Raw genomic sequence first — 23,517 nt, forward strand, 5'->3', positions numbered from 1 at the left:
TTGCCACATGACCCTTTTCTCCCTTGAAGGGCGCACGGCGCTCGTCACCGGCGCGGCGCGCGGTATCGGCCTTTCGATCGCCACGGCGTTGGGGCAGGCCGGTGCCCGCCTGGTGCTGAACGGCCGCAGTCAGGACGCGCTGGATGCGGCGGCGGCGCAACTGGAGGCGCAGGGCATCGCGGTTGCGACCAGCCTGTTCGACGTGACCGATCAGCCGTCGGTCAACGCCGCCATAGCGGCGGTCGAGGCGGATGTCGGCGCGATCGACATATTGGTCAATAATGCGGGCATCCAGCGCCGCGCGCCGCTCGACAGCTTCAACGACGAGGACTGGCGCGAACTGATGGCGACCAATTTGGACAGCGTCTATTATGTCAGCAAGGCGGTGGCGCCGCACATGATCGCGCGCGGCCATGGCAAGATCATCAATATTGGCAGCGTCCAGTGCGAATTGGCCCGACCCGGCATCGCCCCCTATACCGCCAGCAAGGGCGCGGTGAAAAATTTGACAAAGGGCATGTGCGCCGACTGGGCGCGGCACGGGCTTCAGGTCAACGCGATCGGGCCGGGCTATTTCGACACGCCGCTCAACAAGGCGCTGGTGGAAGATCCTGTGTTCGACGCATGGCTATGCAATCGCACGCCCGCCGGTCGCTGGGGCCAGTTGGAGGAACTGCATGGCGCGGCCGTGTTCCTTGCTTCGTCCGCATCCAATTTCGTCAACGGCCAGACCATCTATGTCGATGGCGGCATCTTGTCCGTCATCTAAAGGGAAACGGGATCATGGGAAAACGGGTCGCGTTGCAGCTTTGCCCGCTGTCGGAGTATCTGGAGGCGCAACTAGCCGAACGTGGCCCGGTGGTGCGCTGGTTCGAACTGGACGAGGCGGCGCAGCGCGCGTGGCTGGCGACGCAGGCCGACAGCGCCGCCATCGTCGTGACCGGCGGGCATCTGGGCTGTTCCAACGATCTGATCGATGCGCTGCCGTCGCTGGGGCTGATCGCCATCAACGGCGTGGGGTTCGACAAGGTCGACGTCCCTTATTCGCAGGCGCGCGGCGTCGCCGTCAGCACGACGCCCGGCGTGCTGACCGAAGATGTCGCCGATCTGGCGGTGGGCCTGACCATCGGGTTGCTGCGCGGGCTTGCCGCGGCGGATCGATTCGTGCGCGACGGGCGCTGGCTGGAGGAAGGCTTTCCGCTGAAGCGCAAAGTTACGGGGCGGCGCTTCGGCATCGTCGGGCTGGGGCATATCGGCCGGGCGACGGCGGATCGGCTGGCTGCGTTCGGGCCGATCGCCTATCATGGCCGTAGCCCAAAGGATGCGCCCTATCGGTTCGAGCCTGACCTGCACGCATTGGCGCGGGACAGCGACGTGCTGCTGCTGGCCTGCGCCGCGACGGAGGAGACGCGCGGTCTGATCGATGCTTCGGTGCTGGAGGCGCTGGGGCCGGAGGGCTATCTGGTCAATGTCGCACGGGGCAGCGTGGTAGATGAGGATGCGCTAGTGGCGGCGCTGGAGCGCGGCACGATCGCCGGCGCGGCGCTCGACGTGGTGGCGGACGAGCCGGTCGTGCCGGTCGGTCTGATCGCCAGCGGGTCCACGGTGCTGGCGCCCCATATCGCCAGCGGCACGGTGGAGACGCGCAAGGCGATGGCCGATCTGGTGCTGGCCAATGTGGATGCGTTGCTGGCGGGCGCGACGCTGCCGAGTGCGTTGCCGTGACCGGGCGCGTCGCCGTCATCACCGGCGCGGGCAGCGGGATCGGGCGGGCGGTGGCGATCGCGCTTGATAGGCGCGGCTATCGGCTGGCCCTGGCAGGCCGGCGCGCGGAAGGATTGGCGGAAACCCTGGCGCTGCTGGAAGGCGCGGACCATCTGTCCGTTCCCACCGACGTCACCGATGGGGCGAGCGTCACCGCCCTGTTCGACGCCACTATCGCGGCATTCGGCCGGATCGACCTGCTGTTCAACAATGCGGGCGTCAATGTGGTCGATGTGCCGATCGACGCGCTGGCGCAAGGCGACTGGCGCCGGGTGATCGACACCAATCTGACAGGGGCGTTCCTGTGCCTTCAGGCGGCGTTCCGCGCGATGAAGGCGCAGGCGCCGCAGGGCGGGCGCATCATCAACAACGGCTCGATTTCCGCGCACAGCCCGCGCCCGGATTCGATCGCCTATACAGCCAGCAAACATGGCGTGACGGGCCTCACCAAATCGGCATCGCTTGACGGCCGGCCGTTTGGCATCGCGTGCAGCCAGATCGACATCGGCAATGCCAGCAGCGCCATGGGCGATCGCATGTCGGCCGGCGTGGCCCAGGCCAATGGCGAGAGGATGCCCGAACCGGTGATGGACGTGGGCCAAGTGGGGGAGGCGGTCGCCTATATGGACGGACTGCCGCCCGACGCCAATGTGCAGTTCATGACGCTGATGGCGACCAACATGCCCTTTATCGGCCGAGGATAATATAACGCACCGGCATTTCGATATCGCTCATGCGCGAACATCAAGGCCTATTTATCAGCTTCCGGTAGGCCATGGCCAAATTTGGGAGAGTCTGGCCCCCTGTCCGTCAAGATTGTTCATTCTGCCCGGCGTCCGGCGGTTTGACCCGATCGCCCCTGAGTGCATCATAGCCGCTTCCCGCAGGCGCGATCGGGCATGGCGAAGCGTGGATCGGCAAGGAAGGTGGCGTCCGTCATCTGGTCGAGAAGCGCGCCGAGCGGGGCCATCGCGTCTTTAGGAAGCGACGAGCCATGACGGCGGACCGCGCTGGCCATGGTCGGGGCCGAACCGTCATGCCACCAGGGACCGGTGACGGCGACATTGCGCAGCGATGGCGTGCGGAAATGGCCAGCATCTTCCGCCCGGCCGGTCTTTTCGATGAGTCCGGGGTCGCGCGCCTGCGCCGGCTCGAAACCATGATAGCGCAGGTCCGTCATGTCCTGCCCGCCATGGCAGGTGGCGCAGTGCCGGTCGAACAGGCGCAGCCCCGGCTGCGCAGCGGCGGGCAGTCCGGCCTCACCCCGGCGAAACCGGTCATAGGGGCTGTCGCGGGCGATCAGCGTGCGCTGAAAGGCGGCCAGCGCGGCCGTGACCATGCGCGTGTCGATACGCCCCTTCTGCGCCGGGAAGGCGCGAGCGAACATCGTGCGATAACAGGCGTCGGCGCCCAGCCGGCGTGGCAGTTCCGCCTCCAGCCCCTTCATGCCCATTTCCACCGGCTGCGTACCCAGTAGCGGCACCAGCGCCTGATCCTCCAGCCGGGTGAGGGCGGGATCGGCGACGGTCAGCGGCGACAGCCAGCCGACATTGGCCAGCCCCGGCACGTTGCGCCGGCCCGGATTGCCATGCACGCCCGGCCGGGTGGCATTGCCGTCGGCAAAACCGCGCTTCTGTTCATGGCAGGCGGCGCAGGCCATGGTGCCGTCGGCCGACAGGTCCGCATCATAGAAGAGTCGGCGGCCCAGTTCGACCTTGGCCGCGCTCATCGGGTTGTCGGCGGGCACGGGCGGGGCATCCACCCCGGCCGGCAGATCCCAGCGCCATGGCTTGCCGGCCGCGACCAGCATCAGCAATGCGGCCGCCAGCAGCAGGGGCTTCACGGCAGGCGCGTCACCAGCAGGGTCAGCCTGTCTTCGCCATTGGCCGCGATTTGCAGCGTGTAGCGGCCGGGCTTCAGATCATAATCCACCATCTTGCGGATGCCGGTGCAGTCGGGCCCATGGCCATGGGCGGTCGAGGTCGCGACCCGACCGTCGCCGATGACATCGGCCCAGGCCCCCGATCCCAGCGCCACGCGCCAGGTGCCGGCGTCCTTCACCGTGAAGCTGGCCAAGCCGCCGTGGCTGACGCTGCCGCCCGGCTTGGCCGGCCGCACCGGATAGGCGACCCTGGGCGTGGGAAGCAGCGCCAGCGTCACCGCCCGGCCCGGCGTCAGCATGGCGCGCGCGGCGCCCTTGCCATCGGCGGCGGCCTTGAGCGCGACCGGGCTGCGCCAGGAGGTCATCGGCGCGGGCAAGTCCCCCGGGGCGGCGCACTGGACCGGCGCATGGTCCATCTGCGCGGCGGCAGGCGCGGCGCACAGGAGCGCGGCGATGGCGGCAGGCGCAAGGCGCTGGAACGGGGCGCTGAATGGCATCTGGGGCTTCCCTCTGAAATATTTCGCTATATACGGCCGGATATATCGAGTCGAACGACCGGAAAAGGGGGAAAATATATGCGGATCGCTTTCACCGCCCTGTTGCTGGCGGGCAGCGCCCTTGCGGGGCAGGCCCAGGCACAGGTTCAGCCGGAAGAGGGGAGCGATCGCTTCTCGCTGGGCCAGATGATCGTCACGGCGCCGCGCACTCAGGGGATCGAGATTGACGGCAACACCCTGTCGTCGGACGCGATCTACACCTTCGGCCGCACCGCGCTGGACGATGCGGTCAACCTGATGCCCGGCGTGTCGGCCGGCAACAGCGGCGGCACGCGCAACGAACGGCTGGTGTTCGTGCGCGGTTTCGACCGGTTTCAGGTGCCGCTGTCGATCGACGGCATCCGCGTCTATCTGCCCGCCGACAACCGGCTGGACTATGGCCGCTTTTTGATCACCGACATCGCCGAAGTGCAGGTGGCCAAGGGCTATGCGTCGGTACTGGACGGGCCGGGCGCGATGGGCGGGGCGATCAATCTGGTCACTGCCAAGCCGGCCAAGGCGCTGGATATCGACCTGCGCGGCACCGTGAATTTCGACAATGATGCCGATTATGCCGGCTATAATGTCTCCGCCAAGGTCGGGACGCGCCATGAGCGCTGGTACGCGCAGGCCAGCTATGCCCGCAGCTTCACCGACCATTGGGATCTGCCCGATGATTTCACCCCGCGCAACGTGGCGCTGGAGGATGGCGGCGCGCGCGATTTTTCGCGCACCCGCGACTGGCGCGTCAATGCCAAGGTCGGCTTCACCCCCAATGCGACCGACGAATATGCGCTGAGCTACACCTATCAGGAGGGGGCGAAGGGCGCGCCGCTGCACATCAGCGATACGGTGACGACGCCGCGCTTCTGGGACTGGCCGGAATGGAACATAACCAGCGTCTATTTCCTGTCGACCACCGCGCTGGGCGACCGGGCGACATTGAAGACGCGCGCTTATTACAACCAGTTCGATTCGATCCTGCGCAGCTTCACCGACCGGACGATGACGACGCAGACCCGGCCCTACACGTTCGACAGCCCCTATGAAGATCGCGCCTGGGGCGGATCGGCCCAGCTGGATTTCGAGGCGAGCGAGGCGGATACGCTGCGTCTGGCCTTCCATTATCGGCATGACAGGCATGTCGAGTATCAAACCAGCTTTTCCACCGCCGGCGTCGGCACCACCGAGCCGCGCCAGACCCAGACGGAGGAAACATTTTCGGCGGCGCTGGAAAATGAGCTGCGCCTGACGCCGGACCTGCGCTTTACGCTGGGCGGCAGCTTCGACTGGCGCAACCTCATCAACGCGCAGGAATATGGCGCGCCGCTCGGCACGTCGGGTGCGTCGGTGCTGTATGATTATCCGCGCCGTGATGCCGACACCTGGAATCTTCAGGGCCGGTTCGACTGGCAGGCGAGCGATGCGGTAAAGCTGCATGCCAGCCTGTCGTCGCGCGCGCGTTTCCCGACGATCTTCGAACGGTTCAGCCAACGCTTCAACGCCGCCATCCCCAATCCCGACCTGAAGGCCGAACGCGCCACCAACGCGGAAATCGGCGGGAGCTGGGCGGCGGGCAGACTGCGGGTGGAGGGCGCGCTCTTCTACAGCTGGGTGCGCAATGCCATATTCAGCGTGCCGACGCCGGCCTATCCCTGCACCGCGTCCACCACGCCGCCGGCGGTGCCGGTCGCCGGATGCGTGCTGACCAACCTGTCGCAGAGCCGCAATGTCGGCAGGGGCGAATATTATGGCGTCGAACTGTCGGTATCGGCCACGATCCTGCCGCGGCTGGATGCCGGGTTCAACTATACCGGCACGAAGCGCGATCTGGACTATGCCGCCAACCCGCTGTTCCATCCGACCGGCGTGCCCACGCATAAGGGCTTCGCCTATCTCGACTGGGCACCGGTCGAGAAACTGCACATCGTCCCCAGCGTGGATCTGGCGTCGAACCGCTGGACCCTGTTCACCGCCCTGCCGGCCAGCGCGCCGCAGCTTTATTATCGCACCGGCGCCTATGTGAATGCCGGGCTGCGCGTCGATTATGCCATCACCGACGGGATCGAGATCGGCGTGGGCGGCCGCAACCTGTTCGATGACTATTATACGCTGACCGATGGCTTCCCGGAAACGGGTCGCACGCTCTTCGCCAGCATCCGCGCGCGCTACTGACTAGGGCGCCGGGGCTGTAGCGGGTAACCTGCCGCAGCCCCGGCGGTCGCAACGAATAGCCATTGCGCGGCGCGCGCGGGCGCGTCAGTCTGCTTTCATAATCTATGGGGAGTGAGATATGCGCCGAACGATGCTGGCTTCGTTGCTTGCCGCCATTTCGTCCATCGCCATGGCGGCGCCGACGCCCAAGGAACAATTGCTGACGGCGTCGTCCGATGCGCGCCATTTCACCATCAGTTCGACCGCCGGCAATCACGGCGACATCTGGTCCTGGACGCTGGCGGACGGGCAGGTCGCCTATCGCATGTCCATGTCGCTGCGCGGATGGGTGACGGAAACGGACGAGGTGATGACGCTGGGCGCCGACGGGCGGCCGACCGGAATCGTCATTCGCGGTTTTACCGATCAGGGCGATGCGGCCGAGACCTTCCACGTCGGTGCGGATGGGACCGGCCGGTGGAAGACAGTGATCGACGAGGGCGCCGCGCCCTATGCCGGCAAGCGGTACAATACATATGGCGGCCCCTGGCTGGCGGGTGAAAAGGATATAGAGGCGCTGGTGGCCGCCGGCGACAAGGGCATCGACCTGCTGCCGACCGGCCATGCCAGCATCAGCATCGGCCAGCCGGTGCAGATAGACGGACCGCAGGGACCAAAGACGGTCAAGCTGGCCTTCATCAGGGGCTATGGCTTTTCCCCCTCGCCCATGTGGCTGGACCAGGATAATCGCTTCTTCGGCAATGCCGGTGTGATATCGCTGCTGCCGGCGGGCTATGAGAAGAACGGGCCGAAGCTGAAGGATATCCAGGACGCGGCCACCGCCGCCATGGTGCGCGATGTGGCGCACCAATTCCTTAGCCCCGCCAATCGCACCCCGACCCTGATCGACCATGTTCTGCTGTTCGATTCGGTCGCCGGCACCTACCTGCCCGACCGGGCGGTGCTGATCGCCGATGGCAAGGTTGCAAAGGTCGGCGCGGGCGGTTCCATCAAGGCGCCGGGCGGCGCGACCCTGATCGACGGACGCGGCAAGACGTTGTCGCCCGGCCTGTGGGACGCGCACCAGCATGTCGGCGACGATTGGAACCTGTTGCAGAATTTGGCGACGGGCATGACCAATTATCGCAGCCCCGGCTCCATGATCGACGAGGCGCTGAGCATCCAGAAGCGCCGGGCGGCCGGCGACCTGCTGGCGCCGGACGGGAAGATATCGGTCATCATCGACCGCAAGGATCCGCTAGCCGCGCAGGGCGCGCTGACCGTGTCGTCGGCGGCCGAAGCGGTGGCGGCGGTCGACCGGATCAAGGCGGCGGGCCTGTGGGGCGCCAAATTCTACACCTCCATGGACCCGGCCTGGATCGCACCGGCGGCGGCGGAGGCGCACAAGCTTGGCCTGCATGTCCATGGCCATGTGCCCGCCGGCATGCGTCCGCTCGATGCGGTGCGGGCGGGCTATGATGAGATCACCCATATCAACTTCATCATGATGCAGGCGATGCCGCAGGATGTGGTGGACAAGGCGAACACGGCCGCGCGGCTGGAGGGACCGGCCAGATATGGCAAGGATGTGGATCTCGATTCGCCGACTATGAAGGCCTTTTACGCTGAACTAGCGAAGCGGGGGACCATCATCGACCCGACGCTGACCGTGTGGGAACCGCTGATGACGTCGGACGGCACGACCATCTCGCCCGAATATGCGCCGTTCGCCGATATTGCCCCGCCATCGGTGGCGCGGGGCTGGAAGATCGGCGGCTATCCGCTGGTCGCCGGGCTGACGCGGGACGATTATCGCAAGAGTTTCGACAAGATGGTCGGGCTGGTCGGGCGACTGCATGCCGCCGGCGTCCGCATCGTCGCCGGTACGGATGGCTATGGGCTCGAACTGGTGCGTGAACTGGAACTCTATGAGCAGGCTGGCCTCACCAATGCGCAGGCCTTGCAGACCGCGACCATCGTGCCGGCGCGGATGACGGGCCTTGCCGACAGCATCGGATCGATCGCGCCGGGCAAGAAGGCCGACATCATCCTGGTCGATGGCGACGTGTCGAAGGACATCACAAGGCTTCGCCAGGTCAACACCGTGTTCCTGGATGGCTATCGGCTGGACGGAGATGCGCTGCGGCGTGCGAGCGGCCTGTCCGGCATGCCCAAATGAGGGGCGGGGGCGGGCCGGCCTGCCCCCAAATTTTTCTGTGTCGCGATCCAGCATTGCTTGCAGGACGATTCTCTATAGCATCGGTAGATAAGCCGCATGAGTCGGCGCGGAGAATCTATGCAGGATAGGCAGGAGCAGGATAGGGCCGATGGCCTGTTCGGGCGGTGGCGGGCGCGACTGGCGCAGGCGTTGCTCCGTGAGCCTTCGGTCGTGTTGATCGATCGGGACGCCGATGTCCTGTTCGACCTGCCCCATGCCCGTGACCTGCCCGCACCGACGCGCGAAACCGTCAACTGACCCCTTCGCATGCGCGCAGGATCGCCTACATTGACGGTCCTTCCTTCGTCTTTTCCAGGAGATAGCATGGCCACCAATCCCCGCGCCTCCACGCGCCCCGTCGATAGCCTGTTCCTTGACCGCTGGTCGCCGCGTGCGTTCGACAGTTCGGCGATCCCGCAGGCGGATCTGGACACGATTTTCGACGCCGCGCGCTGGGCGCCCTCGGCCTTCAACTATCAGCCCTGGCGTTTCCTCTACGCCCATCGCGACGATGCGGACTGGCAGCGTTTCCTGGAATTGCTGCTGCCGTTCAACCAGGGCTGGGTGAAGAATGCCGGCGCGATCGTCTTCATCCTGTCCGATACGCTGATCGCCGCGCCGGGATCGGACGATTACAAGCCGTCGCACAGCCACAGCTTCGACGCCGGTGCCGCCTGGGCGCTGCTGGCGTTGCAAGCGACGCGGCTTGGCTATCACACCCATGGCATGACCGGCGTGGATTTCGACAAGGCGCGGGCCGAACTGGCCGTGCCGGAGCGTTTCCGGATCGAAGCGGCGGTCGCGATCGGGCGTCAGGGCGACAAGTCGGTCCTGCCCGAAGCGCTTCAGGCGCGCGAGGAGCCAAGCGATCGCAAGCCGGTCGAAAGCTTCGCCCATCAGGGCAATTTCGCGGGCTGACCTTTTGAAATCATTCCCTTGCCTTGCGGTCGGGGGGTGAATTGGGCACCATGACGGGGGCAGCGCGCTGGCGTTGTCCCCGTCGTCCCATCGAGTGCCTGTTTTTCATGTTCCTGCCCGCAACGACCGTCGCAATGATTGCTGAAAGCGCCGTCGCGGCCGTCGTCACCAATCCGCGCCTGCCCGACAATCCGATCGTCGCCTGCAACGACGCCTTCGTCGCGCTGACCGGCTATGCGCCAGATGAGGTGATCGGGCGCAATTGCCGATTCCTGTCCGGCGCGGATACCGACCATGCTGCGATCAACACCATCCGCGGCGCGCTGAAGGCGCAGCGGCCGGTGCTGGTCGAACTGTTCAACTATCGCAAGGATGGGACGGGTTTCCGTAACGCGGTGATGATCGCGCCGATCTTTGGCACTGACGGCAGGCTCGACTGGTATCTGGGGTCGCAGGTTGCGGTCGAGGATGTGGGGCCGCCCCGCAGCGAGGAGGCCGCTGCGCTGATCGCGACGCTGACCGATCGCCAGCGCGCCGTGCTGACCGGCATGGCGGAGGGGCAGCTCAACAAACAGATCGCCTTTGACCTTGGCCTTACCGAACGGACGGTGAAGATGCACCGCGCGGCGATGCTGCGGGCGCTGGGTGCACGCACGGCGGCCGACGCCATCCGCCTGGCGATCGAAGCGGGGCTGTGAGCATGAAGCGGGGGCGTCGTTGATGGTGTTGCTGGGCATTGCCATCATCGTGGCGGGCTTCCTGCTGCGCTTCCATCCGCTGCTGGTGATCCTGGCTTCCGCCATCGTCACGGGCCTTGCGGCGGGGCTGGACCCGCTGGCGATCCTCGCCGCCTTCGGCAAGGCGTTCAACGATGCCCGTTATGTCAGCATCATCTGGATCGTGCTGCCAGTCGTCGGCCTGTTGGAGGCGAACGGATTGCAGGAGCGGGCGCGCGGCCTGATCGCGCAGATGCGCGGGGCGACTGTCGGGCGGTTCCTGACCTTCTACCTGATCCTGCGGCAGATGCTGGCCGCCGTTGGCCTCACCTCCGTCGCCGGCCATCCCCAGACCGTCCGGCCGCTGGTCGCGCCGATCGCCGAAGCGGCGGCCGAGCGTCAGGCGGGCGATCTGGACGATGCCGAGCGGGAGGAGATCAGGGCCTGGGCGGCGGCGACCGACAATATCGGGCTTTTCTTTGGGGAGGATATCTTCCTCGCCATCGGCTCCATCCTGCTGATCAAGGGGCTGCTGGAACAATATGGCATCAATCTGGAGCCATTGCAGCTGTCGGTCTGGGCGATCCCGACCGCGATCGCGGCGCTGCTGATCCATGGTTTCCGCCTTTGGCGACTGGATCGCAGGCTGGCGCGTCCGCGCGGGGAGGGGCCGTCATGATTACGCTGCACTGGGTCTATGCGCTCGCCGGCGCGGTGTTCGCCGCCTTCGCCCTGCTGGGCGCGCGCGACATGGGCAATCCCCGTCGCTGGACGACCGCCGCCTTCTGGGCCTTGCTCGCAACCTCCATGTGGGCGGGCGACAGGTTGGGCGACCTTGGCAATGGCGTGCTGGTGCTGGGATTGATCGCTCTGGGCGCGCTGGGCCTTGGCCGGGGCGATGGCGCGGTGCCGCCGGAGCAGCGGCAGGCGCGGGCCGATCGCTTCGGCAATCGCCTGTTCGCCATCGCGCTCATCATCCCGGTGACGGCGCTGGCCGGCACCTTTTTGTTCAAGGCCGCGCCGGACTGGTTCGATGCCAGGCAGGCGACGCTGATCGCGCTGGCGCTGGGCGTGGTTGTAGCGATGACGGTCGGTTGCCTGTGGCTGCGCGCAGGGGCGCTGGTGCCATTGCAGCAGGGGCGGCGGCTGATGGACTGTATCGGCTGGGCCGCCATCCTGCCGCAGATGCTGGCCAGCCTGGGCGCGGTCTTCGCGCTCGCCGGCGTGGGCGATGTGGTGGGCGGCATCGTGCAACAGGCGATCCCGCAGGGCAGCCTGCTCGGCGCCGTCATCGCCTATGCTTTGGGCATGGCGCTCTTCACCATGATCATGGGCAATGCCTTTGCCGCCTTTCCGGTGATGACCGCGGCGATCGGCGTGCCCTTGCTAATCCGTACCTATCATGGCGATCCGGCGGTGGTCTGCGCCATCGGCATGCTGGCAGGCTTTTGCGGGACGCTGATGACCCCCATGGCCGCCAATTTCAACCTCGTCCCCGCCGCCCTGCTCGAACTCAAGGACAAGCATGGCGTGATCAGGCGGCAGGTCGGCACCGCGCTGCCGCTGCTGATCGTCAACATCGCTCTTATCTACTGGCTGGCCTTTCGATGACGCTTCTGACGCAAGAGACCGGCGAAAGTTTCGCCGCGTTGACACTGTCCCATCTGGGCCGCCTCTATCCTTACAAGATGGATCTGGTGATGGGCGGGCCACAGGATGCCCGGCCGCCACAGGACCATCACCCGATCTTCCACGGCAGTTTCGACTGGCATAGCTGCGTCCATGGCTGGTGGCAGGTGATGCGCTTGAAGCGCCTCTTCCCCGATCTGGCGCAGGGCGATGCGATCCGGGCGCGCGGCGACGCGATGCTGGTGCCGGACAAGGTAGCGGGCGAACTGGCCTATCTGCATCGGCCGCTCAGTACCGGGTTCGAACGGCCCTATGGCTGGGCCTGGGCGCTGGCGCTGCATCAGGAACTGGCGCTGCATGACGCGCCCTGGGCGGATGCTTTCGCGCCGCTGGCCGATGCGTTCGCAGCGCGCTTCCACGCCTTTCTGCCTAAATTGACCTATCCGCTGCGCGTCGGCACCCATTTCAACATCGCCTTCGCGCTGATCCTGACGCTGGGCTGGGCGCAGACGCGCGATTCCGCGCTGGTGGCGCTGATCCACGACAAGGCGATCGGCTGGTTCGGGCAGGACCGCGCCTGTCAGGCATGGGAGCCGGGCGGCGACGAATTTCTCTCGCCCGCCTTGTGCGAGGCGCTGCTGATGAGCCGCCTGCTGGATCGCGCGGCGTTTGCCGACTGGTTCCACGCCTTCCTGCCCCATCTTGAGCGCGGCGAGCCGGCGACACTGTTCATGCCTGCGACGGTTTCGGACCGCAGCGATGGCAAGATCGCGCATCTCGACGGCCTCAATCTCAGCCGTGCCTGGTGCTGGCGCGGGATCGCCGCCGCTTTGGGTGCGGGCGATCCGGTCGCCGCTCTGGCGGAGCAGGCTGCGCGCGCCCATATCGACGCCAGCCTGCCCCATGTCGCAGGCGACTATATGGGCGAACATTGGCTCGCCACCTTCGCCCTGCTGGCGCTGGAATAGGGGTCAGTGCGTCACGCTATGGACGAACATATAGCCTTCGTTACGGATCGTGCGGATCACGGGGCCTTTAAGGCCGCAGGCCGACAGTTTCCGCCGCAAACGGCATAGCTGCACATCGATCGACCGGTCATAATGGTCGCTGGTCGCGCCATAGACGCGGTCGAGCAGCCGGGTGCGATCCAGCACCTGGCGTGGATGCTCGATGAAGACGCGCAGCAGCTGAAATTCGCCGTCGGACAGGGCCATGGCCATGCCGACGGGGTTGAACAATTGGCCGGTGGTCATGTCCACGCGCCAGCCCTCAAAGGATGCGATGCTGCGGGCGACGGGCGCCTGCACTTGCCGCGCCGTTCCCGCGCGGCCACGCAGGGCGGCGCGGATGCGGGCGAGCAGTTCGCGCGGATTGGCCGGTTTGCTCAGGCAATCTTCCGCCCCCAGTTCCAGCGCGGCGATGCGGTCGGCATCGCCACAGGCGGCGCTGTGGACGATTACCGGCAGGCGCCGCTCGATCGCCAGTTCGCGCAGCAGCCCGGCGCCCTGACCCGGCGCGACGGCAGGGTCGAGCACCACCAGCGCATATTGGTCCTGCGCCAGCCGCTCGTGCATCTGGAGCGCGGAGGGCGCGCCGGTGACATGCAGGCCGTAGCGCGCGAAATAATCCGCCAGCTGGCCGATCTGGGCGGTGTCATCGTCAACGATGAGCAGGCGACTGAGCATGATCGTCATACCTGCAAGGACGCTGCCGCCAGCGTAAAACCGTGCCGTCCGCGTCATCATTGCGCGCCTGCCATTGCAGCCGTGCCGCCAGCAGCCGTTCGCCGGCACCGAAATGGCTGCGCAGCCGGGCAGCCAGCGCATCGTCGAGCAGGTCGTGCGTGCCCAGCGGTCGGCCGAAACGGCCCGATCCGTTGGCGCGGCGCAGCATGCGGCGGCTGAGGCCATACCAGCCGGGAATATGGACCAGCCAGCTTTTGTCGGCCACGGCGCGGCGGGTGAACAGGTTCATCGCCCGCGCCAGCCACAGCAGAGGCAGGCTGAGCGAGGGGTTGCGCGTACCCCAATCGATATGGGCCAGATCGACGTCCAGCCCAAAGCGCGCGGCATAGGCGGCGGCGAAACCGCGCGGGTCGGCGCGGAAATCCTCATAGCGAAAGACATGCACACGGTCCGGCCCGAACAGCCCGTCATAATGGGAAATCAGGCGGATCGTGTCGAAATGGTCAAGGCGGAAGCCCGGCGCCTCATCCCGTTCCGGCGCCACCGGGCCGAGCCGATCGCGACCGAACAGATAGCGGCGCAGGCCGAACGTGCCGCCGCCCTTCACATATTGCAGCCAGGCGGACACGATCGCGGACAGCGGATCGCGCACGAAGATGACGATTTGCGCATTGGGGAGGGTACGGACTATGCGATCGGCCACATCCTTCGACAAATTGCCGGCAAGGCCACCATTATGCAGGCCGCCGGTCAGATTTTCCTCGCACAGGATCATCGCATCGGCGGCGTCGCCCAGACATGCGCGCGCCTCTGCCGGGTCGAACTGTAGCGCGCCAGCCTCCAGGAAAGCGGCCCGTACCGTTGCGCGGTGTATGTAGCGGCGGTTCCGTATCGCCGGATAAAAGCGCTCCTGAAACCAGGTCGTGCCGGTCTTGTGATAACCGATATGGACGATCGGACCCATCAGGCGGCCTCCGCCATTGGCGTGGCCTGCTGCGATGACGATGCCACCGGCTCACCCAGGCACAGGCGGCAATGCCGGTCCCAGGACAGATTGTCCGCCGACCAGATCCGTGCCCGCTCGCCGATGCGGCGGCAAAGGGCCGGATCCGATATCAACAGGTCAATGGCGGTGCGGATCGCGTCGATCGACTGGCCATCGACGACGAAGCCGGTCACGCCGTCGCGCACAAATTCCGCCGGGCCGCCATCCTTGCCGACGATGCAGACCAGCCCCTGCGCCATGGCGTCGGCGATGGACAGGCCGAAACCCTCGACTTCCGCGCCATCCTCCAGCGCGATCTGGGGATGGAGGAAGATGTCGGCGCCGGCATAGGCCGTGCGCAGTTCCGCCTCCCCGACATAGCCGGCCATGGTGACGCTATTGCCCAGCCCGCAATGGCGGATCGTTTCCCGCACACGCACCGAATCGATACCCCGGCCGATGATGACATGGCGCAGATGCGCGCCGGCCTGCACGCAGCCGGCAATGGCACGCACGGCCGCCGCGACATTCTTGCGCGCGACCAGCCGGCAGACGGTCAGCAACTGGACCGGGCCATCCCCCTGCGCAAAGCGGGTCGGCGCCCGATCGACCGGCATCCGGACGCCATTCCAGGCGGTGACGGTGCGAGCCGCCAGATGCGGCAGGCGCGAGAGCAGCAGGGTACGGGTCACGTCGCTGACCGCGACGATCCGCCGCGCCCGCTTCAGCGTCAGGCGCAGCAGCATCAGCGCCAGCCCGCGCGGACGAGCGACTTCCCGGCCATGGATGGTGACGACGATGGGCCGGGGGAAGAGCAGGGCCGGCAGCGCCGCACGCCATGTGCAGGCGTGGATCAGGGCCGGACGATTACCTGCGGTCCAGGCGGTCAGCATCGCATGGAACAGCCGCCAATAGACCGTCATCATCGACGCGGCGCCGACGTCGATCAACTCTATCCCATCCTGCTGCTCATGCCGCGGCCCGGCCGAGCTTTTGGCGAAGATGGTGACGCGCCGACCCTGCGCGGCATAGGCGCTGGCCACTTCGCGGGCATAGGTCTGCACCCCGCCTTCGTCGGGCGCATAGACGCGGGCAACGAGCCAGATGGCGTTCGACCAGATGGCGTTCGAAATGTCAGGCATGGGCGGCCAATTCCAGTCGAGGGAGGCCGTCCAGGGCCGGGCGCGCAGCCATGTGGCTGCGTTGGAGATAGTGGGACAGCGCACGGGCGGCGCGAGCGCCGGCGCCTCCTGCCAAATGGGCGTCCATATTGCCGAAGGTACGCGCGACGCCCTGCCGCTGCGCATCGACATAGGCGGCATGGTCTGCGATCGCCGCTGCCGCCGCGTCGGTGATACCCTGCGCGCTGTCCAGGACCGGCCCATAATGCCAATGGCCATAGCTGCGATCCTCCTGCCAGTTGGCGCGATGACCGTTCAGGAACAGGCAGGGGCGCGGGCGGGCGAGATATTCATAGATCTGGCTCGAAACGTCGCCGAGGTAAAGCGACGCCATATGGACATAGCGCATGTCGACGCTGGCCCGGCTGCCAAGGTCGATATGGACGTGGGGCAGGCTTGCGAGTTCTGCCAGGCGCCGTTCCATAGCCGCCCTTTTCCGGCGATTGTCGAACAGCCGGACATGGGGCGCGACGATCAGGTTGAACCGGTCGTCCCGTGCGAACTGGCGGATGACGTCTTCCCCCATGGTCGGCCAGGAGGACAGGCGTGGCGAAAAATGCGGATTGTAGAGGACGACCGGCCGGTCGTCTGCAAACAGCCCGTGCCGGGCGCCATGCGGACGGGTCAGGTCGAACTTGTTATAGCCGCTGATCGCATAATGGCCTTCGCGGATCAGCCCTTCGTCCAGCATCCGCCGCCGCTGCTTCTCGCCCGCCAGCAGGACGAAGTCGAACTGGGCGATGCGCCGGTCATAGCCGACCGCCCGGTCGCCCGCGCCATGGCAACTGTGGATGAAACGGGTGCGCGACAGGCCAAGCCGCTTGAGCAGCAGCGACGTGCGTTCCGGCACGACGATCGCGTCATAATCGCCCATGTGCCGTCGCGCGGCGATCAGGCTGGCAATCTTGGGCGGGATGGTGGCGCCGGTCAGGCCCGCCAGCGCATCGAGCCAGCGCCCGCCACAGCGCAGAAAGCGGATCGGCCCTGCCCCCTGCGTTGCGGCGATATCGCGCGCCATCGCCAGATGATCGTCGGTCGCGGCCATGACATCCACGGCGAAGCCGGGATCGCGCGACAGGGCGATCGCGATCGGCAGGGCGTGGAAAAGCTGGTGAATCTGGGCGTTGAAGAAAAAGCACAGCCGTTGCGGCGGCGCCAGCGTCGCGGCGTCGCTCCGGTCGAACCAGTCGCGTCCCATAAAATCTCCATCGGTGCAGACCCCGATGGCTTTATGGCCCGCCTTTATCGCGGCGGGATTTCACTGTGCGTCAGCGCGAAAAGCGCCTGCAACAAAGCGGTCATGAACCGATAAAACGGATGTGACAGCGAATATCCGTTCGCCTCGAGCGGGGTCGAGAGGCGGCCTGCACCACTCGTTTCTCGCCCCGCCCGAACCGAACGGAGAAAATATCAATCGCGCAGTAGTTCGTTGATGCCGGTTTTCGACCGCGTCTGTGCGTCCACGCGCTTGACGATCACGGCGCAATAGAGGCTGGGGCCGGGCGTGCCGTCGGGCAGGGGCTTGCCGGGGAGCGAACCGGGGACGACGACCGAATAGGGCGGCACTTCGCCGACGAACACTTCGCCGGTGGCGCGGTCGACGATCTTGGTCGACATGCCAATGAACACGCCCATCGACAGGACCGACCCCTTGCCGATGCGCACGCCTTCGACGACTTCGGAGCGGGCGCCGATGAAACAATCATCCTCGATGATGACCGGGTCGGCCTGCAACGGTTCCAGCACGCCGCCGATGCCCACGCCGCCCGACAGATGGACATTCTTGCCGATCTGGGCGCAGCTGCCCACCGTCACCCAGGTATCGACCATCGTCCCTTCGTCGACGAAGGCGCCGATGTTGACGAAGCTGGGCATCAGGATGACATTCCTGGCGATATGGCTGCCGGCGCGGGCGAAGCTGCCCGGCACGGCGCGGAAACCGGCGGCGCGGAAGGCGGCCTCGTCCCATCCGGCGAACTTGCTGGGCACCTTGTCCCACCAATGGCCCGCGCCCGGACCATTGTCGATCAGGACATTGTCGTTCAGGCGGAAGGAGAGCAGCACGGCCTTTTTCGCCCACTGGTTGACCTGCCATCCCTCTGCGGTCGGCTCGGCCACGCGCAGCTCGCCCTTGTCGAGCAGGGCCAGCGCCTGGTTGACGGCCGAACGCACGTCACCCTGGGTCTGGAGGTTGACGTTGGCGCGGTCTTCCCACGCGGCGTCGATGGTGGCGATCAGGTCTTGGCTCATGCTGCTTCCCCAGTGATTTTCGTCAGAAATGGCGTCAGATGGTCGGTTTCAAAATCGATGAAATCGGGATGATGGTCGTGATTGCCCGCTTCGGAACCGTTGTTGACCCAGATGGTCGTCATGCCGATTGCCTTGGCGGGCTTCAGGTTGCGGGCCATATCCTCGAAAAAGGCGGCGCGGGTCGGATCGACGCCATGGACCCGGCACAATTCCGCATAGCCCGACGGGTCGGGCTTTGGGATATATTGGCAGGCGTGGATGTCGTGGATCAGCTCGAAAGCGCCGGCCAGGCCCAGCCTGTCCAGCACGCGGCCGGCATAGGCGGCGTCGCCGTTGGTGAAGATCAGCCGGCGGCCGGGCAGGGCGGCGATGGCGGCGTTCAGCGTGGCGTCCACCTCCAGCCGGTCCATCGAAATATCATGGACATAGTCGAGGAAGGCGCCCGGTTCGATGCCATGATGGTGCATCAGGCCCGACAGCGTCGTGCCATGGTCCATGAAATAGCGCTTCTGCGTCTGCCGCGCCACGACCGGGTCACAGCCCAGCAGACCTTGTATGAACTCGCCCATCTTCACGTCGATCAGCGCGAACAGGTCCGCCTTCGCCGGATAGAGCGTATTGTCCAGATCGAAGATCCAGGTGTCGACATGGGCGAGGTCACCGTGCATGGCCGCGCCCTAAAGCGATGAGGGGATGAGGGCAAGGCCTCCGGCTCCGCATCGCTCCGGGCTTTTTAATCTATCCTGTTTGCTCAGTGGCCTGGCGTTTCGCTGTCCTGATAAAAGGCCTGCACCGCGTCCCACGCCTCTTCGGCCGTTTCGACCCAGGTGAGCAGGTTAAGGTCGCTGTGCGAAATCACGCCTTCGTCGGCCAGCGCCTCGAAATCGATGACGCGAGTCCAGAAATCCTTGCCGAACAGCAGGATCGGGATGGGTTTCATCTTGCCGGTCTGGATCAGCGTCAGCAGCTCGAACATCTCGTCGAACGTACCGAAGCCGCCGGGGAAGACCGCCAATGCGCGGGCGCGCAGCAGGAAGTGCATCTTGCGCAGCGCGAAATAGTGGAACTGGAAACTGAGTTCCGGCGTGACATAGGGGTTGGGCGCCTGCTCATGTGGCAGGACGATGTTCATGCCAATCGTGGTCTGGCCGACATCGCGCGCACCGCGATTGGCCGCTTCCATGATCGAGGGGCCACCGCCCGAACAGACCACGAAATGGCGACCGCCCTGCGCATTGACGGGATATTGCGCCGAAATTCGCGCCAGCCTGCGCGCTTCTTCATAATAGCGGGCTTTCGCGCCCAGATTTTGGGCGATGCGCTTCTGTTCGGGCGTGGTCGCAGCGTCGATCCGCGCCTGCACCTGATCCGGTTCCGGGATGCGCGCGGAGCCGTAGAAGACGAAGGTCGATTCGATCTTGGCCTCATCCATAAGCAACTGGGGCTTGAGCAATTCCAGCTGAAACCGCACCGGGCGCAGGTCTTCGCGCAGCAGGAAATCATTATCCTGAAAGGCCAGCTTGTAGGCCGCGCTTTGTGTCTGGGGGGTGCCAAGCTGCTTCTTGGCGTCATGGGCCTCTTCGCGGGCCGGGCGGAATTTGCGTTCTTCGATTTCTTTTTTCGTCATTTGCACCAACTTAGTGTCGGGCCGTGACAAAACCAAGCGCGGATTGGTGCGAAATTCATGGGGTGGCCTCGTGATCTAACCGCCCCCGCCGCTCGGCGGCAAAAGCCGCCCCGCCACTTTAGCGGCAGAAACCCCCGCGCCCGCCCATGTCGAAATGAAAATGGTCGTGATGCGCGGCATTATAGTCGGGGCTGAGCACGGTATTGAACCGCTTGCACGCACTGGCATGGACGATCTTGAGGAACTGGCGCGTCTGCCGGTCGCCGTCCCAATCCTTCTGGATGCTGATGCGCCGGCCGTCGGACAGGACGAAGGCGGATACGTCGATCGCATTGCTGTGCGCATGTTCGGACAGCTTGCCGCTGCCCGCGATCGGCCGGCAATTATAGGTGCCGAACGTCTCGATCTTCTCGATCTCAGCGCCGAAGATGACGCGCGCGGCGGGCTGCACGCCATATTTCGCCCAGGCCGCGAAATTGGCGGCCAGGTTGCAGGTGATCGCGCCGATGCCGGTCGTCGGCACGCCGATGTCGATCAGTTTGACGCTGTTGACCGCGCTGCATCCGCCACCGAAATTCCGGTCGGGCAAGGGGGTGAACGCCACCGCCTGCGACGTCAGTTTCGCAAAGCACTGGCGTGTTTCCATCGCGGGTTGCGCAGGCGCACGCACCGGTTTCGCCGGCGGCGCAGGCGCGCGCGCTATACGCCCGCGTGGCACCAGGTCTCCGCTGCACGCGCTCAGCATCATCGCACAGGCGGCGGCCAGGGCCGCGCCGCGCAGAAAACCCGTTTCTGTCACCCGCTCTTCCATGAATCGGATGTTTACCATCGCGAATCTTTACGAAAGTTAACCGGCAATGCAGCTCGTCGCATTTCGACAAACGGCTTGACTCTTTTTCCGCCGACATTAGTGCGGCCGACGGGCCACGCGGTCCCAACGCCGCGCAGCTCTCTGTAAGGAGAAGCATACATGACTGATCTGACTGCCGTTGACGCCACCCTTGCGCCTGCCGCAAAGCCTGAAGCCCGTCCGGCCCGCCCCTTTTTCTCTTCCGGTCCCTGCGCCAAGCCTCCGGGCTGGGATGCCGCCAAGCTGGCCACCGAGTCGCTTGGCCGTTCGCACCGCGCCAAGATCGGCAAGACCCGCCTTGCCTACAGCATCGACCTGATGCGCGAGCTGCTGAACCTGCCCGACACCCATCGCATCGGCATCGTGCCCGGCAGCGACACCGGCGCGTTCGAAATGGCGATGTGGACCATGCTGGGCGCCCGCCCGGTGACGACGCTGGCCTGGGAAAGCTTCGGCGAAGGCTGGGTGACGGACGCTGCCAAGCAGCTCAAGCTCGACCCCACCGTCATCCGCGCCGACTATGGCCAGTTGCCCGACCTGTCGACCGTCGATTTCAGCACCGACGTGCTGTTCACATGGAACGGCACCACGTCGGGCGTGCGCGTGCCGAACGCCGACTGGATCCCGGCGGATCGCGAAGGGCTGACCTTCGCCGACGCGACCAGCGCGGTGTTCGCCTATGACATTGACTGGGCGAAGATCGACGTCGCCACCTTCTCCTGGCAGAAGGTGCTGGGCGGCGAGGGGGGCCATGGCGTGCTGATCCTCGGCCCCCGCGCCGTCGAGCGCCTGGAAACCCACACCCCCGCATGGCCGCTGCCGAAAGTCTTCCGCCTGATGGCGAAGGGCAAGCTCGCCGAAGGCGTGTTCAAGGGCGAAACCATCAACACCCCCTCCATGCTGGCGGTCGAAGACGCCATCTTCGCGCTGGAATGGGGCAAGTCGCTGGGCGGTTCGGCCGGCCTGATCGCGCGCAGCGACGCCAATGCGGCGGCGCTCGGCAAGATCGTCGCGGAACGCGACTGGCTCGGCCACCTGGCCGTCGACGAAGCGTCGCGGTCGAAGACCAGCGTCTGCCTGACTGTCGAAGGCGCCGACGAAGCCTTCATCAAGGCCTTCGCCGCCCTCCTCGAAAAGGAAGGCGCCGCCTATGATGTCGCTGGCTATCGCGACGCCCCGGCGGGCTTGCGCATCTGGTGCGGCGCGACCGTCGATACGGCGGATATCGAAGCGCTCGGTCCCTGGCTCGACTGGGCCTATGCGACCGTGAAGGCTGCTTAACTCACTTCTTCCTTCATATTCCCGTCATCCCAGCGAAAGCTGGGATCTCAGGCCTCCAGGCACAAGCATAGCCTCCTGAGATCCTGACTTTCGTCAGGATGACGAATTGCACAGAAAGGCAATTCGTCATGCCCAAGGTTCTTATTTCCGACAAGATGGACCCCCGCGCCGCCGCAATCTTCAAGGAGCGCGGCGTCGATGTCGATGTCATCACCGGCAAGACCCCCGAAGAACTGATCGCCATCATCGGCGATTATGATGGCCTTGCCATCCGTTCGTCCACAAAGGTGACGAAGGAAATACTCGACGCCGCAACCAATTTGAAGGTCATCGGCCGCGCCGGCATCGGCGTCGACAATGTCGATATCCCTTATGCCTCGTCCAAGGGCGTGATCGTGATGAACACGCCGTTCGGCAACTCCATCACCACCGCCGAACATGCGATCGCGCTGATGTTCGCGCTGGCCCGTCAGCTGCCCGAAGCCAATGCCCAGACGCAGCAGGGCCTGTGGCCCAAGAACGGCTTCATGGGCGTGGAAGTCACCGGCAAGACGCTGGGCCTGATCGGTGCCGGCAATATCGGCTCGATCGTCGCCACCCGCGCGCTGGGCCTCAAGATGAAGGTCGTCGCCTTCGATCCGTTCCTGACCCCGGAACGCGCCATCGAAATGGGCGTGGAAAAGGCGGACCTCGACACGCTGCTGGCCAAGGCCGACTTCATCACGCTGCACACGCCGCTGACCGACCAGACCCGCAACATCCTGAGCCGCGAAAATCTGGCCAAGACCAAGAAGGGCGTGCGCATCATCAACTGCGCGCGTGGTGGCCTGATCGACGAAGCCGCGCTGAAGGACGCGCTGGATTCGGGCCAGGTCGCGGGCGCCGCGCTGGACGTGTTCCAGACCGAGCCGGCCAAGGAATCGCCTCTGTTCGGTACCCCCAACTTCATCTGCACCCCGCATCTGGGCGCATCGACCGACGAAGCACAGGTCAATGTGGCGTTGCAGGTCGCCGATCAGCTGTCCGATTATCTGCTCGATGGCGGCATCACCAATGCGCTGAACGTGCCGTCGCTCAGCGCCGAAGAAGCGCCCAAGCTCAAGCCCTATATGGCGCTGGCGGAAAAGCTGGGCAGCCTGATCGGTCAGCTTGAAGGCGACCAGATCAGCGGCGTTGCCGTCGAAGTGGAAGGCCATGCCGCCGAACTGAACCAGAAGCCCATCACCGCCGCCGTTCTCGCCGGCCTGATGCGCGTCTATTCGGACACGGTGAACATGGTCAACGCGCCGTTCCTGGCGAAGGAACGCGGCCTTGACGTGCGCGAAGTGCGCCATGACCGCGAAGGCGATTATCAGACGCTGGTGCGCGTCACCGTCACCACCGAAAGTGGCGAGCGTTCGGTCGCCGGCACGCTGTTCGGCCACGCCCAGCCGCGGCTGGTCGAACTGTTCGGCATCAAGGTGGAAGCCGATCTGGACGGCACGATGCTCTACATCGTCAACCAGGACGCGCCGGGCTTCATCGGTCGCCTGGGGTCCAAGCTGGGCGAATCGGACGTCAATATCGGCACCTTCCATCTGGGCCGTCGCAACCAGGGCGGTGAAGCCGTGCTGCTGCTGTCGGTCGATGGCACCGTGACCGAACCGCTGCGCTGGGAAATCTGCAACCTCACCGGCGTCAAGCAGGTAAAGCTGCTGCGCTTCGCGTAAAGCAAACCTTACCGTTCGGTTCGAGCAGCTTCGCGCTTGTCGAGAAGCGTCCGTCGAGAACAGTTCTCGACAGGCTCGAACCGAACGGAGTTGGGGATGGCCTAGCCCCAAATTTCCGCTAAAGGGCCTGTC

At 65.6% G+C, this 23,517-nt stretch carries 23 protein-coding genes; 13 read left to right on the forward strand and 10 right to left on the reverse strand.

Going from position 1 to position 23,517, the window contains the following annotated elements; genetic code table 11:
• The first annotated feature begins 7 nt into the window (after positions 1 to 7).
• Genes AC07UX_RS13775 through AC07UX_RS13785 form a run of 3 tightly spaced genes read left to right on the forward strand, consistent with a single transcriptional unit; the run spans position 8 to position 2,468 of the window.
• Positions 8 to 769 carry an SDR family oxidoreductase gene (locus AC07UX_RS13775; protein WP_495192568.1) on the forward strand — a complete coding sequence of 254 codons (762 nt, stop codon included), beginning with the start codon at positions 8 to 10 and terminating at the stop codon, positions 767 to 769.
• Positions 770 to 783: 14 nt separating this feature from the next.
• The gene (locus AC07UX_RS13780) at positions 784 to 1,725 is read left to right on the forward strand and encodes a 2-hydroxyacid dehydrogenase (protein WP_495192569.1); all 942 of its coding nucleotides are present in this window, start codon (positions 784 to 786) and stop codon (positions 1,723 to 1,725) included.
• Positions 1,722 to 2,468 (forward strand): SDR family oxidoreductase, encoded by a 747-nt coding sequence (locus tag AC07UX_RS13785; RefSeq protein ID WP_495192570.1) that lies wholly within the window; start codon positions 1,722 to 1,724, stop codon positions 2,466 to 2,468. The genes AC07UX_RS13780 and AC07UX_RS13785 overlap by 4 nt, the downstream gene beginning before the upstream one ends.
• Positions 2,469 to 2,632: 164 nt before the next feature.
• Here AC07UX_RS13785 and AC07UX_RS13790 read toward each other — a convergent pair whose 3' ends face one another.
• Positions 2,633 to 3,574: a cytochrome-c peroxidase gene (locus tag AC07UX_RS13790; protein ID WP_495192647.1), complete on the reverse strand. Its 942-nt coding sequence runs from the start codon at positions 3,572 to 3,574 to the stop codon at positions 2,633 to 2,635.
• A 29-nt stretch (positions 3,575 to 3,603) separates the two neighbouring features.
• Entirely contained in the window at positions 3,604 to 4,143 is a 540-nt protein-coding gene (locus AC07UX_RS13795) for a hypothetical protein (RefSeq protein WP_495192571.1), read from the reverse strand.
• Positions 4,144 to 4,221: 78 nt separating this feature from the next.
• Between AC07UX_RS13795 and AC07UX_RS13800 the strand changes: the two genes are divergently transcribed.
• The 8 genes from AC07UX_RS13800 to AC07UX_RS13835 all read left to right on the forward strand — a co-directional run bounded on the left by AC07UX_RS13800 (position 4,222) and on the right by AC07UX_RS13835 (position 12,785).
• Complete coding sequence (locus AC07UX_RS13800) at positions 4,222 to 6,357, forward strand: TonB-dependent receptor plug domain-containing protein (RefSeq protein WP_495192572.1); 2,136 nt, start codon at positions 4,222 to 4,224, stop codon at positions 6,355 to 6,357.
• Between the two features lie 118 nt (positions 6,358 to 6,475).
• On the forward strand, positions 6,476 to 8,515 hold the full coding sequence (locus tag AC07UX_RS13805; RefSeq protein ID WP_495192573.1) for an amidohydrolase family protein: 2,040 nt from the start codon (positions 6,476 to 6,478) through the stop codon (positions 8,513 to 8,515).
• Between the two features lie 117 nt (positions 8,516 to 8,632).
• A complete protein-coding gene (locus tag AC07UX_RS13810; RefSeq protein WP_495192574.1) occupies positions 8,633 to 8,812 on the forward strand; it encodes a hypothetical protein in 180 nt (59 codons plus the stop codon).
• A 66-nt stretch (positions 8,813 to 8,878) separates the two neighbouring features.
• Positions 8,879 to 9,472 carry a nitroreductase family protein gene (locus AC07UX_RS13815; RefSeq protein WP_495192575.1) on the forward strand — a complete coding sequence of 198 codons (594 nt, stop codon included), beginning with the start codon at positions 8,879 to 8,881 and terminating at the stop codon, positions 9,470 to 9,472.
• A gap of 107 nt (positions 9,473 to 9,579) precedes the next feature.
• Positions 9,580 to 10,170: a LuxR C-terminal-related transcriptional regulator gene (locus AC07UX_RS13820; protein ID WP_495192576.1), complete on the forward strand. Its 591-nt coding sequence runs from the start codon at positions 9,580 to 9,582 to the stop codon at positions 10,168 to 10,170.
• A gap of 19 nt (positions 10,171 to 10,189) precedes the next feature.
• The gene (locus AC07UX_RS13825) at positions 10,190 to 10,867 is read left to right on the forward strand and encodes a DUF969 domain-containing protein (protein WP_495192577.1); all 678 of its coding nucleotides are present in this window, start codon (positions 10,190 to 10,192) and stop codon (positions 10,865 to 10,867) included.
• Positions 10,864 to 11,799 (forward strand): DUF979 domain-containing protein, encoded by a 936-nt coding sequence (locus AC07UX_RS13830; RefSeq protein ID WP_495192578.1) that lies wholly within the window; start codon positions 10,864 to 10,866, stop codon positions 11,797 to 11,799. The genes AC07UX_RS13825 and AC07UX_RS13830 overlap by 4 nt, the downstream gene beginning before the upstream one ends.
• Positions 11,796 to 12,785: a DUF2891 domain-containing protein gene (locus tag AC07UX_RS13835; protein ID WP_495192579.1), complete on the forward strand. Its 990-nt coding sequence runs from the start codon at positions 11,796 to 11,798 to the stop codon at positions 12,783 to 12,785. The genes AC07UX_RS13830 and AC07UX_RS13835 overlap by 4 nt, the downstream gene beginning before the upstream one ends.
• Before the next feature lie 3 nt (positions 12,786 to 12,788).
• On the opposite strand, the gene AC07UX_RS13840 is transcribed toward AC07UX_RS13835, so the two are convergent.
• The 8 genes from AC07UX_RS13840 to AC07UX_RS13875 form a co-directional block, all read right to left on the reverse strand.
• Positions 12,789 to 13,502, reverse strand: coding sequence for a winged helix-turn-helix domain-containing protein (locus AC07UX_RS13840; protein ID WP_495192580.1), 714 nt, complete (start codon positions 13,500 to 13,502; stop codon positions 12,789 to 12,791).
• Positions 13,477 to 14,466, reverse strand: coding sequence for a sulfotransferase (locus tag AC07UX_RS13845; RefSeq protein ID WP_495192581.1), 990 nt, complete (start codon positions 14,464 to 14,466; stop codon positions 13,477 to 13,479). The genes AC07UX_RS13840 and AC07UX_RS13845 overlap by 26 nt, the downstream gene beginning before the upstream one ends.
• A complete protein-coding gene (locus AC07UX_RS13850; protein ID WP_495192582.1) occupies positions 14,466 to 15,629 on the reverse strand; it encodes a glycosyltransferase family 4 protein in 1,164 nt (387 codons plus the stop codon). Before AC07UX_RS13850 ends, AC07UX_RS13845 begins: the two co-directional genes overlap by 1 nt.
• The gene (locus AC07UX_RS13855; protein WP_495192583.1) at positions 15,622 to 16,866 is read right to left on the reverse strand and encodes a CDP-glycerol glycerophosphotransferase family protein; all 1,245 of its coding nucleotides are present in this window, start codon (positions 16,864 to 16,866) and stop codon (positions 15,622 to 15,624) included. The genes AC07UX_RS13850 and AC07UX_RS13855 overlap by 8 nt, the downstream gene beginning before the upstream one ends.
• A gap of 212 nt (positions 16,867 to 17,078) precedes the next feature.
• Positions 17,079 to 17,918: a 2,3,4,5-tetrahydropyridine-2,6-dicarboxylate N-succinyltransferase gene (gene dapD / locus AC07UX_RS13860; protein ID WP_495192584.1), complete on the reverse strand. Its 840-nt coding sequence runs from the start codon at positions 17,916 to 17,918 to the stop codon at positions 17,079 to 17,081.
• Positions 17,915 to 18,586, reverse strand: a complete 672-nt coding sequence (locus AC07UX_RS13865; protein WP_495192585.1) for a pyrimidine 5'-nucleotidase — start codon at positions 18,584 to 18,586, stop codon at positions 17,915 to 17,917. The genes dapD and AC07UX_RS13865 overlap by 4 nt, the downstream gene beginning before the upstream one ends.
• Before the next feature lie 83 nt (positions 18,587 to 18,669).
• Positions 18,670 to 19,545 carry an LOG family protein gene (locus AC07UX_RS13870; RefSeq protein ID WP_495192586.1) on the reverse strand — a complete coding sequence of 292 codons (876 nt, stop codon included), beginning with the start codon at positions 19,543 to 19,545 and terminating at the stop codon, positions 18,670 to 18,672.
• A 118-nt stretch (positions 19,546 to 19,663) separates the two neighbouring features.
• A complete protein-coding gene (locus AC07UX_RS13875; RefSeq protein ID WP_495192648.1) occupies positions 19,664 to 20,356 on the reverse strand; it encodes an extensin family protein in 693 nt (230 codons plus the stop codon).
• A 159-nt stretch (positions 20,357 to 20,515) separates the two neighbouring features.
• Here AC07UX_RS13875 and AC07UX_RS13880 point away from each other — a divergent pair, with 159 nt between their 5' ends.
• Both AC07UX_RS13880 and serA read left to right on the forward strand, forming a co-directional pair.
• On the forward strand, positions 20,516 to 21,676 hold the full coding sequence (locus tag AC07UX_RS13880; protein ID WP_495192587.1) for a phosphoserine transaminase: 1,161 nt from the start codon (positions 20,516 to 20,518) through the stop codon (positions 21,674 to 21,676).
• Positions 21,677 to 21,804: 128 nt separating this feature from the next.
• Complete coding sequence (gene serA, locus AC07UX_RS13885) at positions 21,805 to 23,385, forward strand: phosphoglycerate dehydrogenase (protein ID WP_495192588.1); 1,581 nt, start codon at positions 21,805 to 21,807, stop codon at positions 23,383 to 23,385.
• Positions 23,386 to 23,517: the final 132 nt, after the last annotated feature.

It is taken from the genome of Sphingobium sp. GW821-FHT02B05, assembly GCF_059421905.1.